The following is a 14846-nucleotide window of genomic DNA, read 5'->3' as shown; positions in this document are numbered from 1 at the left end:
CCAAACATGAAACCTCCGGAGGAACTCCGTCAGAAGTTGGCCCGCCAATGGGAGCTGCCAAGTGTACGTCTCAAGCAGCTACTCAATCCTTTGGCGTGGCCCATGGTGCTGAATATCGGCAAGCCTTCAGCCCAGAGCTTCAGCTCACATACCTCAAAGGTTCAAAGACATGTTGAAGCCTGGCGCGAGGTGAAAGTCGGAACGATTGAATGGGCTGATGTCGCGTATCGCAGCGGCGCCGAAACGGTCAGCGTCCCTATGAAATGGTGTCTCCGCAACCCATCCGAGTGGGTTGTAGCGGCATCCCGCCGTTCGGTAAGCGAAGAGTATGCTGCGCTGGGATACCTGGTAGAGCGAGTACCTGCTGATTTTCGAAAGTTGCTGATCACGCGGCGTAGCCTCTGGAGGGGCAAGCCGAAAGAAGAGGTAATTCAGGCCGCGGTATTGGCCTCGCAATTGTCTCCAGGATGTGCGCAGGGACTGCCGCTCAGGTTACTGTCCGGATATGGTGTAGACACCAAATTTTTTGAGCGGAACGAATTGCTCCTAAGAAAGATGCTCGACGTCCTGTTCGAGGGGGAAGCATCAATGCAGGGGCTCTGTGGTTTTTTGGACGCGTACGACGATACGAGCCATTGGGTACTGGTTACACCACTCGAAACAGGTCTCCTGCCATTCAATCGACAGCAGGTCACGACTTCCGAGCTTGCTCAAGTTGCGCTGCCTGGGACGCGCCTCTTAGTCGTAGAGAATCAAAAATGCCTCCATCACCTGCTTGAGCTACCTGAGACCATTGCGGTTTTAGGATGTGGGCTAGATTTGGAGTGGCTTTGTTCTGCTCAGCTACGTGACAAGTCAGTCGCTTATTGGGGGGACATAGATACCTGGGGACTGAGGATGCTCGCTCGTGCGCGTGTGAAGCATTTAGGAGTGACCTCATTGCTGATGTCCGAAGACGTGTATGACGGGCACAAGTCCAGGTCAGCTGTTAGAGAGCCTGTGCGGGCTCATGACACGCCGCCAGCTGGCTTAACGTCAGCTGAGGCTGCATTGTACTTGCGGCTGGTGGCGAGTCGGAAAGGCCGGCTGGAGCAAGAATTTATCCCTCGACAGGAAGTATGGGCGGCATTGGAGAGGTGGGTATCACCTCAAGGAGAAGCAAAGCCCTGATCCAAGCGGGTATTTAGCTCGCGAACGTGGAGGAGGAGTCGGCTCAGACCGTCAGTGGCCTTGGGATCGTTGCGAGACGCCGGAATCGGGATTGTCCAGATTGATCCTGGGCATGCGAGCTGGGTGAACTGGCAGAGAGACATCCCAGCCGCTGGTCGCCGGGGATGCTCATGCCTTGGTGATTGCTTTGCAGGGGGATTTGGGTGGCCTACATTAACTTCGCAACCCAGCACATTCTGAGCGAGGAGGGCACACTATGACTTACAACCTCGACATTCATGTTTTCACCGGCGAACAGCTCCATGAGCACAACCTGAACATTGCCACCAAAGTGCATCAGGCGACGGTTGCCAGTACTGTCCGCCAACTGAACAGGATGAATCCTGGGCAGGTGCTGCACTGCTCCAGGGAGAACGGCAAGGATCTGCTTTGGTCGCAGGAGAAACTTGAGCAGGTACTTGCTCACATCGAATAAAAATGAGGCGGGGTTCGTTCCTCACCCTGGGTGGCGAGACACAACAGCCCTCGGGCAGAAGGCGCGAACCCTTACATCAAACGACTAATCAGCAGCTATCGGAACGCCTCGGCACGTCTAGAGCTAAGGACGGTTACCCGCGATCGCGTAAACCTAGACGCTTGATTGAGTGTGCACGTTCCTGATCGTGTGAGTGGTAGTACGTGTTCTGAGTCGTTGCCAGGTTGGAATGCCGAAGATCACTCTGCAAGTCTTTGGCGTTCCGAAACGGCGCATCAAACGTTGCAGAGGTATGGCGCAGCCAGTGCGAGGAAGCTGCCCGCAGGCTGTCCATCTCATAAGCTTCACGGCCTTCAATGCGCATGCGGTTCAGGGCGTTGTCAAAAACCGCCTGGAGGAGGGCGCGCACTTGTCGATCGGAGAGGCCTGATCGACCGCTCAGGGTGGTGATCAGCGGCGTCTTCTCTTGATACTCCGGCAATGGCGAGAGCCCCAAAAATCGACGGTACCGCGTGAGGTAGCCGGTGACATAATCGTCCCGCACGGCGATCTTGGCAGATTTATTGCCCTTACCGATGACATGGAACCACCAGTTACCTTCTTGATCACGGCGAAAGTCGCCCATCGTTGGTTTCCAGTTACTGCGACCTGCAATATCTGAAATCCGGAGATACATACTGAACATCGTAATCAAGATAAACAACGTGCGCTCATGTTTATTCGGCTCAGTGGCCGCCATGGCCTCAGCGGTATCCAATACGTAGTCCCATTGCAGCGGCGTCAGTGCTCGCGTAACTGCCCCGTCATCAGGAGTGGCGTTGTACTGATTCTTTTTGGTGACTTTACGGAACGGATTAGTCCCCGCCAGATCTTCCTCAATCAAGTACTCATAAAAACCACTGCAAATTTTGAAGACATTGCCCATTGAGCCTTTGGACGAGTGATACCCTTGAGACGCGTGGTCGTCGGAATTAACTAAGTCATCCCGGAATTGTTTCGGCGTCTTTTGCGTAAATGGCCTCCATTTGGGGTTCATTACCACAGGATGCGTCAGCGTAGTTGTCGAATCTTCATTATCCAGAAAGCGATTACGGATAATGGGCCCAACCCAACTAGTCGGCGGATTTTTACAAAACGCTAAAAACGCCTCAGCATCAAGGCGTTTAAGTTCGGTGATCGGCTTTTTTAGAACATTCAACGACCAAAGCAAGAGGCGCTCGACTTGACAGCGATAGGTGCTAAAAGTCAGGGGGTTTTCCGCATAATGCCGCAGGTACGCGCGCGCGGCCAGGTACCCGTCGATGGCCAGAAGCTCTTCATCGAAACTTTCCAAGTAGTCATTGACGCTGCGTATAGATGACCGACCCACAGCAAAATCCTGATCTAGAAAATCATCATGGGATTCAAATAGTGGGTAGGTGGAAATGGTCATACAAGCAACAGCCCAGCATGAATGAACGGCTTGATGAGAACTTCCTATTCTGACTGTTCTAGGAAGTTTCAATCCTCCCTTCCCAGTCGAGCATCTCGTCAAGCCGACATTACAGTTAATCGGAAACCCGATACTACCGCCATCTTTACAGTCCCGCAACTATCCACCTTTTATCTGACAACTCACTTTCACCGCTTGACACCTTCAAGAATGTTTCTTATGCGCACGCGAGCACTCATCCTCATGTCGAACCCTGCAACTATGAGCCCTCGACAACAACCGTCTTTAGTTGGCGCGCCGCGCGCCGACAATTAAAGCCGTATGTTTTAGAACATAGAGATAGTAATGGCAGGAAGCTTCAGTCACGAATATGGGACAGCAAAGCCAGGCAATTTTAGCCATATATTAAGTGGCCCATTCCACGATCGGGTTTTCCTCCTCGGTTTTTGTCCTTAATACGTGAATGAAATCTTCCATTCGGATTTTGTCCTTAATTCGCCCAAATAGATGAATGCCCCGTCAGTAGGGGCTTCGCCTGGTCAAGCAGCGTCCAAGCGTTGCGGTTTTTGTCCTGAATTCGTCAAACGAGAGCTTCGGGACAGGCCGCAGATCAAGACATCCCAGATTTTCGTGGGAATGCTGCCACGGCAGCTCAACGTTGAAGAAAACTCTGAAAGCCCCGAAAACAGCGGCATGTACGCTTGTAAAAGTGAGTTTAAGGCCCCAAACGAATCCCCAATGGTCTCTGGATAATTTCTGTTTTTGTCCTGAATTCGCAAAGTAGGCCGGCGACTCGGTTTTTGTCCTCATATCTCAAAAAGTCGGCTGGATGCCCCGGTTTCATTGGGTTTCGATGGCCCCGAATCGTCGCGCAGATTCGGTAGTAGTGTCCGCAATTAAGCGATATTGAAAGAAACGCCTCATACAACCGTTTGAACATGATTTCATAAAAATCAATGGGTTAGAGAATCCATGCCTGCCGATCAGTGTCCGGATATCGTTAAAAAAAGTGAGTTTTGGCACAGGAGAAGTGGGCTGAACGCCTTTATTCACAAGGCCTCCAGAGCGACGATCGCTCATTTTGTCCTCGTTTCGCAACGGTCACAGTTGATGAATTACTGGAATATAGACGTGCAAAAATGTACATCCACCATAAGCGTCAGAAACAAGATTTAACATAATATACATTATACGAAGCTCCCTATGGTGGCGTGGAGGATGAACGTCGACGACGACGCCAAATCTGAAGCCGAATCCAGATTTCTCCGATGATACAGCCAAGGATGAGGCCGGGAATTATAGCGTGCCAAGGGATAGTCATTGTGCGGTTAACAGCGTGCGCTGCCCTCGGCTGGTGTCTGGGATGACATTCACGACAACTCCGTGCGTGCCTGGCTGTGAAGCGTTGGCCGGTTGCGGCGCTTGTGATGCGACGAACGAAGGCTGTCCAACAGCCCCGGCTCGCGGCTCTGAACCGAGCCGCCGCTCGCCGTTGCTGTCGGCCATGGCACCAAGACAGGTAACGGTTCTTTTCTGGCCTTGAAACACCAGGTCGGCAGCACAGGAGCCGCGGGCATAAATCTCATATCCTGCAGCGATCATGTCACGGGTTGTATGCGTGAAAGCGTGTTGATCGCGGGACATCTGGAAGACAAACAAGACCCCTTTTTCTTCATTCCAGAGGCTGCCTTTGATGACGATATCGAACTGGCCGTAAGGGTCACTCAAAACAGGAGTTTGAGGAACTTGCTCAGCAGGTACGCGCACAGGATCCACGTGAGGATTTTGGACAGGATCTTGATGAGCAGGAGCCTGAGAAGTCGGCGAACTGGTTTTAGCGCCCGGTATAGAGAGCGGATTTTTAAAGGGATTGCCGTCATTACGCCAGAAAACATAGCCGATAACACTAACCACAACGAAGAAGAGAATAAGAACGCGAGGCGACGTGAGCGCGTTCTTGCCCGCCATGGTGTCGCGGTGGAGTCCGGTTGCTGTTGAGTCATAGAGTTCAAATACCCGTTTATCAATCTTGCGAAGCTGAACGATGTTAGAGCCGTCAGAAGGCGCCTTATTCTCCTGAGCGCTGTGCATGGCCTCCTTGTAGTCCTTGCCAACAAGCTTTTTCAGCCATTTGCCAAGGAGCATGAGATTGGAGTGCTGATAGGCAGCCTCAGAGGTATTACGGATATCAGAATGCAGGTACTTGATGTTGGGCATCGTAAGAATGATGTCCCAGTTAAAGTGACGGTGCATGGTCCAAGCGGACAACCAGTCTGTAGGCTTGTCAGCAGCCTTTGCGGCTTCCGGTCCACCGGGATAATTGAAACGCTCAACATACTTATCAGTCCATTTGCTAGGAAAGATAACTTGGGCCTCATCAAATATCAGAAAGGCGTTTCGCGGAGCCCATTGAAACCAAGTTCTAATCCGCTCCATGCCTTCGGTTGATTCATGGCTAATCCACTCAACATCAAAAGAATCAGGAAGATCATCAAAAAGAGCTTCGAACCGAGCACGGGTTACACCTCGAACGTTTGTGATAATAAGACGCCCTTCCCTTGCGGCTGGAACGGCATCGTCCCAAATCGCACCGGAGGTTTTATAAGAGCCGTTTGGGCCGTGGTGAATCTTAATAGCCATGATCAGGCTCCCGGAACGAACTTGAGCGCCCATTTAGTGGGAATCGCAGAAAAGATAAGTGTCAGGCCCTGTGGAATATTAAAAAAACCGAGCATGGCCTGCATATCACCGGGGATGGAACTCCAAGCGGACTTAACCATTTGAGTAACGCCGGTGTCTTGAAGAATTTCCTTTACAACCTCGTAGGCGACGTCGAGGCAGAAAATCTTAAACTGGAGGTAACTCCAAATAAGTGCCTTGGTAACGACAACGAGCAAGTCTTTGACGAACTGATAAATGCCTGAATCCATAAAGTTCCAGACAGCCTGAAAAAAAGTGTTGACAGAATCAAACCAAGCGGCAATCCATCCGAGATCCATAACCACCTCAACTAAATACAATAATGAGCGCAATCATTGCGCAGAGGGCCAAAATTGCGTCACTGATCCAAGAGAGCGAAGACGCATATTTATCAAGGCAAAAATCAATGTTTTTACCGAGAACAGTTACAGCGGGCGGGCAATAAAGCTTACTACCACCGCCTATAGAGACATCGCCCATAGGCTTAAAGGAATCCTTAATTTTATCGATTCCATCTTTATATTCTTTCTTTGCCTTTTCAATCTTTGAATCCCAGTCGTCACCCTGTCCAGCGAAGGAACCATTTGTTGGATCAGTAAGTGTGCCAGCGCTGGGTGAATCACCATCATCACCCTCCTCCTGATCGCCGGTGCCATTACCAGAACCACCAGTAGAAACCTGACCGGAAGAACCGCAGCTTTTGCCAGTGCAAGTAGAGTCATGACTGATTACCTGTCCGGATGAGTTAGTGACAGTAGTTCCGGAAGAGTTGGAGGTAGTCGTAGTACAGGACTTACCGGAGCACTTAACAGTAGTAATAGTATCGTTCTGAACAACTGTAAGAGTGCCATTTGAGTTGGAGGTGGGAGTCTTTGTAGAACTTATTGTGTTAGAGGTAAGTGAAGCTTTTGGACTTTCAATACAGGTGTAAGCACCATTTACGGAGCCACACTGAGCAGTACCGGGAGTGGAATCAGAAGTGGTTGCTGTACAGGAGGATGACCCTGAACCGTTGGAAGAATACACACAATCCTGGCTCTTCTTTTCAGGCTGAGGAGCACCAGAGGCACAGGCATCACCACTACAATCGGAGACCTGAGCGCCATTAGGATTTGAGGCTAATTGATTGCCAGTGAACGTAGCTGTGCCGTTGCAAACTGCCTTTCCTATAGATGCGTAATAACATTTACCCTTGGATATAGTAGCCTCGCATCCACCAGAAGATATAGTGGAAGGAGGTAGATCAGAGTTGGAATCCCATTTGAAGGAAGGTATTGCTACATCCTTCTTAGATGCGCAGGGATTGGAAGGAGCATCGCAGGCACCAGTGACAGAATTATAAGTGGTATTTACAGGGCAAGAATCACCTTTGCGGTAGACGGATTCACCGTTATAGGGAACAAGTACACCATTACGATTGCCGTCATACATATAAACGCAAGTGGCTGTAGTGAGGTTGGAAGCGATAGTTACATGATCAGGCGCAAGCGTGAATGAGTAATAACTGATGGGATTGGGGCAGGCAGCAAGGGCAGAAGGATACTGAACAGTACCAGCACCGCGAGTCCAATAGAAATTAGCTGAAAAGGAAGTTTGACTAACTAGTAGCAATAAAAAAAGGAATATGTAGCGCACAAAAAACCCCCGTTTCCGGGGGCTGAAGTTACAGGTATTCAGCGCACCGGATTCCTGAAACCAGTGCGCTGGCCATGATGATAGCGGCCAGCGCTGACCAGATCACCCCAGGTCAGACCTTGCGGACCAGAGCGATAACAACACCGACAACGCAGAGCGCCGCGACACAGGCAACAACAGCAGCACCAACGCTTTCACCAGAGGATTGAGCCGTACCGATGGCGGTGGTTGCACCATCAGCAATGCCAGCGGCGAAGGAGCTACCAGACGCAACGACGGATGCAGGAACACCAACAGCCAACGCGATGGAACGGAAGGAAGGAACGCGCATGAACTTTTTCATTTAAATGCCTCTTCTAACTTTGCGGATTTGAGAAATTATGATTCCAACAGCGAAACCAGTTGCAAATAACGTTAGCGTTGCCCCGAAGAACAATGTGAACGTATCGGCATCGAAACCACCGTTTACGACAAGCTGCAACTGTGCCTGCTCGTCAGGTGTTAGAACATAAGTATCAACCCAAGTCTGAGAGGTGCATGAAGTTACACCGCTGCTCGATTGGGTAAATTGAGCACACACCAAAACAGGTTGGGTAGACACTTAGTTTGAACCCACAGCTTTAACCGTAGTTGAAGCGGCAGATGTCAATTTGATAGGAGGACCCTGCAAGGTATAACGCTCTTGAGGTTTGCCGTTAAACAATTCGCACTCTACGCGAACCGGGGCATAAACCTCGGAGCCAATAAGGCTACGGTAAGCGTTCTGAAGGCCCTTCTTATAATCGTTACCAGCAACCATGATCTTACGGGTCATTGTGTGACTAATGCCATCGCGGTCTGTACTCAGGTCGTCAATAGCAACAACGGCATAAGGGTTTTTGCCCTGTACGTCTTCGTTCTTGGTGACAACAGCTTGAACAAAACCTTGAAGAATAATCATAAAAGCTCCTTACAACTTAGGGAGTCGGGAATCTGTGCCCGGTTTGCGAAATGCCCAACTGGGCGGAGTTACTTGTTTATCTCGTCGAAACGTGCGGAAAGCACGCTTGGAGGCAGCTTGCTTAACTTGTGAAGCTGCCATAGCTTGTACAAATTTGCGCATAAGCTCATTACAGAGAGCACGAACAGTGTCAGGATCGCTAATAGTGTCAGCAAGATGGCACTCCACAGCCCAGCGTAAAATCTGGTATTGAGACTTGTCCATTAGTAGCCCATCCATTCAGCAACGGAAACAGTGCCGTGGGAACTGGACACGTGAAAGTATTGCTTGTCGGGTTTGGCGCCCTGCTCTTTTCGTTCATCAAGCTCACGAATGGTTTGTTCAACCTGTGCACGAAGTGGCGAGGGAATCAAGCGCATACGAGCCTGTAACTCAAGGTGGCGGCGCTGTGAAGAACTAAGGGTCTTACCCTGCGAACTGACACGTTTCATGCGGCCACCAAATGAAGATGACGCGGGATAACAGCAGGGCGGTAGAAAGATGGAACAGGAGATTCAAAACGACGCTCGACCTCACGGACATTGCGAATGAATACAACGCCATGGCGAGTAGCATCGAACGGAATCTTAATATCGATATCAAGCTGACGAAGCAAAGCACGGTGCTTCTTTACAGCCGACTTTTCAAAATCAAAGGTCTGTCCACACTGCCAGAGCGCAACGTAACCCGCTGTAGTCATTGCAGCCTTAGTAGAGGAAACAATGTTCTTTGCAAGGAGTTCATCCTTAACAGTAAGGACGTCAAAGTTATTGATCTCGCATTTTTCGCCGATCATAAGAAAACCCCTCTGGATTTCCACAAGTTTGCTTTCGTCAAACAGGCCCCAAAATTGTAGGCCTTCACGCTTCAAAAACTCTGAACGACATTTAATTTCAGAGCGAACCATACCGACTTCGCGGCACCAATCACGCAAGTTACTTACGTATTTAAATTCTTCGGATTCTTCACCGAAAGTACGCTTAACGCGTGGGAGAAGATGAGCTTCAAGCTCGGCGGCCTTTGCATAGTTACCGGGGTAGACGAGACGACCGGCCTTCTCACCGCCTTTTGGAGTCCAAACGCAGGTATTGCCGTCAGGATAAAGGTAGGCAATAGAATTTCTGTAACGCTGGCTAGAGATACCACGGAGATAAGCGCGTTCGTTGCCCTTACCGACATAAAAATTTGAAGTCAAATCAAGACGTTGAAAAACAAAGCCATCAGCAACTGCGGAGCCGTCCTGAAGACGCTGAATGGTTTTGCACTTGTTCAGAGGAGGGAGGCCATACTCAGCGAGAAGCGCGTTAATGACACGCATCGAATCCTCGAGGGAAGCGATACCTACGACGTTATCGAGTCGATTTAGGCGAGAAGCATTGCCATCAACGGTGATGCGACGACCAGAGACATGGATACGAAAGGTAGTCGAGTAGCTGCCCTCAGCAAAAAAAGCAGGAACGGAGGACGAAAGCAGCTCATCGGTATCGGCGTCGAAACGGCGAGTGATCACATCGCCAATGACAGGCAGATCATGATCAAAATCCTGATAACCCTTGATCCAGTCGAAGAACATGTCGCTTCCTACACATGCACACAAATAACATAGGACGCGAATCTACACATGTGGAACTGCACACGTCAATACTTGTCTGCGTGCACACATGTATTATCGGGAGGTATTTTGATGAACGGTGCAGGTATGGCTACGAACGTGAGATTGACAAATGCCGAGCAGGAAGCAATCAGGCAAAAGGCTATAGAAATCAATAAGTTACTTGTTAAAAAAGGGATGCAGCCGCTTAGAGATAGCGAGCTCGTACATAAAATCCTTGAGAAATCAATACCTTGCACACACCTGTCAGAGTCTGGAGAGGTAAGGCTAGAAGTGGAGTAAGGCAAAAAAGTATGCGATTGCATACCAAAGTGGGGGTGTTACAGCACTCCCCACCCCGCTCGGCCGGCAATCGCCAAAGCCGACAAGCTGAAAAGCTGAAAAGCCCCTCCGGGGGTCCTACCGGAGGTCTCTCGGCGAGGGCCAGGGATGCGGGAGGAAAAGCGCCTCCCACACCCCAGGCAGAGAGTGAGGGGATCGGGGCTGGTAAAGGGTTCGCTACGCTCCGGGTCTCCGTTTATCGCGACGGTAGAGCGTGTCACGACAAGCCGGGGACGCGGCCCTTGACCTGAGAAGGGTTCGGGGAGGTTGTGGTGGGAAAAGCGGTCAGAGAGGCTGTAGGGGCCTCGTATAATGGCCGTTATGGCTAAATCGCCGATCGGGCGCGAGGCGATTTTCCCGATCGACGATTCTGGCCGTTGGCCGCAAGTACCATAACGGCACAGAAATTATACGAAGCTCCCTATGGTGGCGTGGAGGATGAACGTCGACGACGACGCCAAATCTGAAGCCGAATCCAGATTTCTCCGATGATACAGCCAAGGATGAGGCCGGGAATTATAGCGTGCCAAGGGATAGTCATTGTGCGGTTAACAGCGTGCGCTGCCCTCGGCTGGTGTCTGGGATGACATTCACGACAACTCCGTGCGTGCCTGGCTGTGAAGCGTTGGCCGGTTGCGGCGCTTGTGATGCGACGAACGAAGGCTGTCCAACAGCCCCGGCTCGCGGCTCTGAACCGAGCCGCCGCTCGCCGTTGCTGTCGGCCATGGCACCAAGACAGGTAACGGTTCTTTTCTGGCCTTGAAACACCAGGTCGGCAGCACAGGAGCCGCGGGCATAAATCTCATATCCTGCAGCGATCATGTCACGGGTTGTATGCGTGAAAGCGTGTTGATCGCGGGACATCTGGAAGACAAACAAGACCCCTTTTTCTTCATTCCAGAGGCTGCCTTTGATGACGATATCGAACTGGCCGTAAGGGTCACTCAAAACAGGAGTTTGAGGAACTTGCTCAGCAGGTACGCGCACAGGATCCACGTGAGGATTTTGGACAGGATCTTGATGAGCAGGAGCCTGAGAAGTCGGCGAACTGGTTTTAGCGCCCGGTATAGAGAGCGGATTTTTAAAGGGATTGCCGTCATTACGCCAGAAAACATAGCCGATAACACTAACCACAACGAAGAAGAGAATAAGAACGCGAGGCGACGTGAGCGCGTTCTTGCCCGCCATGGTGTCGCGGTGGAGTCCGGTTGCTGTTGAGTCATAGAGTTCAAATACCCGTTTATCAATCTTGCGAAGCTGAACGATGTTAGAGCCGTCAGAAGGCGCCTTATTCTCCTGAGCGCTGTGCATGGCCTCCTTGTAGTCCTTGCCAACAAGCTTTTTCAGCCATTTGCCAAGGAGCATGAGATTGGAGTGCTGATAGGCAGCCTCAGAGGTATTACGGATATCAGAATGCAGGTACTTGATGTTGGGCATCGTAAGAATGATGTCCCAGTTAAAGTGACGGTGCATGGTCCAAGCGGACAACCAGTCTGTAGGCTTGTCAGCAGCCTTTGCGGCTTCCGGTCCACCGGGATAATTGAAACGCTCAACATACTTATCAGTCCATTTGCTAGGAAAGATAACTTGGGCCTCATCAAATATCAGAAAGGCGTTTCGCGGAGCCCATTGAAACCAAGTTCTAATCCGCTCCATGCCTTCGGTTGATTCATGGCTAATCCACTCAACATCAAAAGAATCAGGAAGATCATCAAAAAGAGCTTCGAACCGAGCACGGGTTACACCTCGAACGTTTGTGATAATAAGACGCCCTTCCCTTGCGGCTGGAACGGCATCGTCCCAAATCGCACCGGAGGTTTTATAAGAGCCGTTTGGGCCGTGGTGAATCTTAATAGCCATGATCAGGCTCCCGGAACGAACTTGAGCGCCCATTTAGTGGGAATCGCAGAAAAGATAAGTGTCAGGCCCTGTGGAATATTAAAAAAACCGAGCATGGCCTGCATATCACCGGGGATGGAACTCCAAGCGGACTTAACCATTTGAGTAACGCCGGTGTCTTGAAGAATTTCCTTTACAACCTCGTAGGCGACGTCGAGGCAGAAAATCTTAAACTGGAGGTAACTCCAAATAAGTGCCTTGGTAACGACAACGAGCAAGTCTTTGACGAACTGATAAATGCCTGAATCCATAAAGTTCCAGACAGCCTGAAAAAAAGTGTTGACAGAATCAAACCAAGCGGCAATCCATCCGAGATCCATAACCACCTCAACTAAATACAATAATGAGCGCAATCATTGCGCAGAGGGCCAAAATTGCGTCACTGATCCAAGAGAGCGAAGACGCATATTTATCAAGGCAAAAATCAATGTTTTTACCGAGAACAGTTACAGCGGGCGGGCAATAAAGCTTACTACCACCGCCTATAGAGACATCGCCCATAGGCTTAAAGGAATCCTTAATTTTATCGATTCCATCTTTATATTCTTTCTTTGCCTTTTCAATCTTTGAATCCCAGTCGTCACCCTGTCCAGCGAAGGAACCATTTGTTGGATCAGTAAGTGTGCCAGCGCTGGGTGAATCACCATCATCACCCTCCTCCTGATCGCCGGTGCCATTACCAGAACCACCAGTAGAAACCTGACCGGAAGAACCGCAGCTTTTGCCAGTGCAAGTAGAGTCATGACTGATTACCTGTCCGGATGAGTTAGTGACAGTAGTTCCGGAAGAGTTGGAGGTAGTCGTAGTACAGGACTTACCGGAGCACTTAACAGTAGTAATAGTATCGTTCTGAACAACTGTAAGAGTGCCATTTGAGTTGGAGGTGGGAGTCTTTGTAGAACTTATTGTGTTAGAGGTAAGTGAAGCTTTTGGACTTTCAATACAGGTGTAAGCACCATTTACGGAGCCACACTGAGCAGTACCGGGAGTGGAATCAGAAGTGGTTGCTGTACAGGAGGATGACCCTGAACCGTTGGAAGAATACACACAATCCTGGCTCTTCTTTTCAGGCTGAGGAGCACCAGAGGCACAGGCATCACCACTACAATCGGAGACCTGAGCGCCATTAGGATTTGAGGCTAATTGATTGCCAGTGAACGTAGCTGTGCCGTTGCAAACTGCCTTTCCTATAGATGCGTAATAACATTTACCCTTGGATATAGTAGCCTCGCATCCACCAGAAGATATAGTGGAAGGAGGTAGATCAGAGTTGGAATCCCATTTGAAGGAAGGTATTGCTACATCCTTCTTAGATGCGCAGGGATTGGAAGGAGCATCGCAGGCACCAGTGACAGAATTATAAGTGGTATTTACAGGGCAAGAATCACCTTTGCGGTAGACGGATTCACCGTTATAGGGAACAAGTACACCATTACGATTGCCGTCATACATATAAACGCAAGTGGCTGTAGTGAGGTTGGAAGCGATAGTTACATGATCAGGCGCAAGCGTGAATGAGTAATAACTGATGGGATTGGGGCAGGCAGCAAGGGCAGAAGGATACTGAACAGTACCAGCACCGCGAGTCCAATAGAAATTAGCTGAAAAGGAAGTTTGACTAACTAGTAGCAATAAAAAAAGGAATATGTAGCGCACAAAAAACCCCCGTTTCCGGGGGCTGAAGTTACAGGTATTCAGCGCACCGGATTCCTGAAACCAGTGCGCTGGCCATGATGATAGCGGCCAGCGCTGACCAGATCACCCCAGGTCAGACCTTGCGGACCAGAGCGATAACAACACCGACAACGCAGAGCGCCGCGACACAGGCAACAACAGCAGCACCAACGCTTTCACCAGAGGATTGAGCCGTACCGATGGCGGTGGTTGCACCATCAGCAATGCCAGCGGCGAAGGAGCTACCAGACGCAACGACGGATGCAGGAACACCAACAGCCAACGCGATGGAACGGAAGGAAGGAACGCGCATGAACTTTTTCATTTAAATGCCTCTTCTAACTTTGCGGATTTGAGAAATTATGATTCCAACAGCGAAACCAGTTGCAAATAACGTTAGCGTTGCCCCGAAGAACAATGTGAACGTATCGGCATCGAAACCACCGTTTACGACAAGCTGCAACTGTGCCTGCTCGTCAGGTGTTAGAACATAAGTATCAACCCAAGTCTGAGAGGTGCATGAAGTTACACCGCTGCTCGATTGGGTAAATTGAGCACACACCAAAACAGGTTGGGTAGACACTTAGTTTGAACCCACAGCTTTAACCGTAGTTGAAGCGGCAGATGTCAATTTGATAGGAGGACCCTGCAAGGTATAACGCTCTTGAGGTTTGCCGTTAAACAATTCGCACTCTACGCGAACCGGGGCATAAACCTCGGAGCCAATAAGGCTACGGTAAGCGTTCTGAAGGCCCTTCTTATAATCGTTACCAGCAACCATGATCTTACGGGTCATTGTGTGACTAATGCCATCGCGGTCTGTACTCAGGTCGTCAATAGCAACAACGGCATAAGGGTTTTTGCCCTGTACGTCTTCGTTCTTGGTGACAACAGCTTGAACAAAACCTTGAAGAATAATCATAAAAGCTCCTTACAACTTAGGGAGTCG

The 14846-nt window shown here is 50.1% G+C and carries 15 protein-coding genes; 2 read left to right on the top strand and 13 right to left on the bottom strand.

Annotation, left to right across the window (positions count from 1 at the left end; genetic code table 11):
- Window positions 1-6 precede the first annotated feature (6 nt).
- Both ABDX87_RS28560 and ABDX87_RS28555 read left to right on the top strand, forming a co-directional pair.
- Entirely contained in the window at window positions 7-1170 is a 1164-nt protein-coding gene (locus tag ABDX87_RS28560) for a Wadjet anti-phage system protein JetD domain-containing protein (RefSeq protein WP_346830896.1), read from the top strand.
- Between the two features lie 256 nt (window positions 1171-1426).
- Window positions 1427-1645, top strand: coding sequence for a hypothetical protein (locus ABDX87_RS28555; protein WP_346830895.1), 219 nt, complete (start codon window positions 1427-1429; stop codon window positions 1643-1645).
- A gap of 133 nt (window positions 1646-1778) precedes the next feature.
- On the opposite strand, the gene ABDX87_RS28550 is transcribed toward ABDX87_RS28555, so the two are convergent.
- From ABDX87_RS28550 to ABDX87_RS28490, 13 genes are all read right to left on the bottom strand, one after another.
- Window positions 1779-3077, bottom strand: coding sequence for a tyrosine-type recombinase/integrase (locus ABDX87_RS28550; RefSeq protein WP_346830894.1), 1299 nt, complete (start codon window positions 3075-3077; stop codon window positions 1779-1781).
- Between the two features lie 1317 nt (window positions 3078-4394).
- Window positions 4395-5717: a zonular occludens toxin domain-containing protein gene (locus ABDX87_RS28545; RefSeq protein WP_346830893.1), complete on the bottom strand. Its 1323-nt coding sequence runs from the start codon at window positions 5715-5717 to the stop codon at window positions 4395-4397.
- Between the two features lie 2 nt (window positions 5718-5719).
- Complete coding sequence (locus tag ABDX87_RS28540; RefSeq protein ID WP_346830892.1) at window positions 5720-6076, bottom strand: DUF2523 family protein; 357 nt, start codon at window positions 6074-6076, stop codon at window positions 5720-5722.
- A gap of 7 nt (window positions 6077-6083) precedes the next feature.
- Entirely contained in the window at window positions 6084-7412 is a 1329-nt protein-coding gene (locus ABDX87_RS28535) for a hypothetical protein (protein ID WP_346830891.1), read from the bottom strand.
- A 112-nt stretch (window positions 7413-7524) separates the two neighbouring features.
- A complete protein-coding gene (locus ABDX87_RS28530) occupies window positions 7525-7755 on the bottom strand; it encodes a hypothetical protein (protein ID WP_346830890.1) in 231 nt (76 codons plus the stop codon).
- A 258-nt stretch (window positions 7756-8013) separates the two neighbouring features.
- Window positions 8014-8352 (bottom strand): hypothetical protein, encoded by a 339-nt coding sequence (locus tag ABDX87_RS28525; protein ID WP_346830889.1) that lies wholly within the window; start codon window positions 8350-8352, stop codon window positions 8014-8016.
- A gap of 263 nt (window positions 8353-8615) precedes the next feature.
- Entirely contained in the window at window positions 8616-8843 is a 228-nt protein-coding gene (locus ABDX87_RS28520; RefSeq protein WP_346830888.1) for a hypothetical protein, read from the bottom strand.
- Entirely contained in the window at window positions 8840-9964 is a 1125-nt protein-coding gene (locus ABDX87_RS28515) for a phage/plasmid replication domain-containing protein (protein ID WP_346830887.1), read from the bottom strand. Before ABDX87_RS28515 ends, ABDX87_RS28520 begins: the two co-directional genes overlap by 4 nt.
- An 897-nt stretch (window positions 9965-10861) precedes the next feature.
- A complete protein-coding gene (locus ABDX87_RS28510) occupies window positions 10862-12184 on the bottom strand; it encodes a zonular occludens toxin domain-containing protein (RefSeq protein WP_346830893.1) in 1323 nt (440 codons plus the stop codon).
- A 2-nt stretch (window positions 12185-12186) separates the two neighbouring features.
- Complete coding sequence (locus tag ABDX87_RS28505; RefSeq protein ID WP_346830892.1) at window positions 12187-12543, bottom strand: DUF2523 family protein; 357 nt, start codon at window positions 12541-12543, stop codon at window positions 12187-12189.
- A gap of 7 nt (window positions 12544-12550) precedes the next feature.
- Entirely contained in the window at window positions 12551-13879 is a 1329-nt protein-coding gene (locus tag ABDX87_RS28500; RefSeq protein ID WP_346830891.1) for a hypothetical protein, read from the bottom strand.
- Between the two features lie 112 nt (window positions 13880-13991).
- Window positions 13992-14222 (bottom strand): hypothetical protein, encoded by a 231-nt coding sequence (locus ABDX87_RS28495; protein WP_346830890.1) that lies wholly within the window; start codon window positions 14220-14222, stop codon window positions 13992-13994.
- Window positions 14223-14480: 258 nt separating this feature from the next.
- Window positions 14481-14819 (bottom strand): hypothetical protein, encoded by a 339-nt coding sequence (locus ABDX87_RS28490; protein WP_346830889.1) that lies wholly within the window; start codon window positions 14817-14819, stop codon window positions 14481-14483.
- Window positions 14820-14846 lie beyond the last annotated feature (27 nt).

The sequence above is a fragment of the Pseudomonas abietaniphila genome (assembly GCF_039697315.1).
GTDB lineage: Bacteria > Pseudomonadota > Gammaproteobacteria > Pseudomonadales > Pseudomonadaceae > Aquipseudomonas > Aquipseudomonas abietaniphila_B.
Note: the sequence above shows the minus strand (reverse complement) of the source record. Positions and strands in the feature narration are given on the sequence as shown.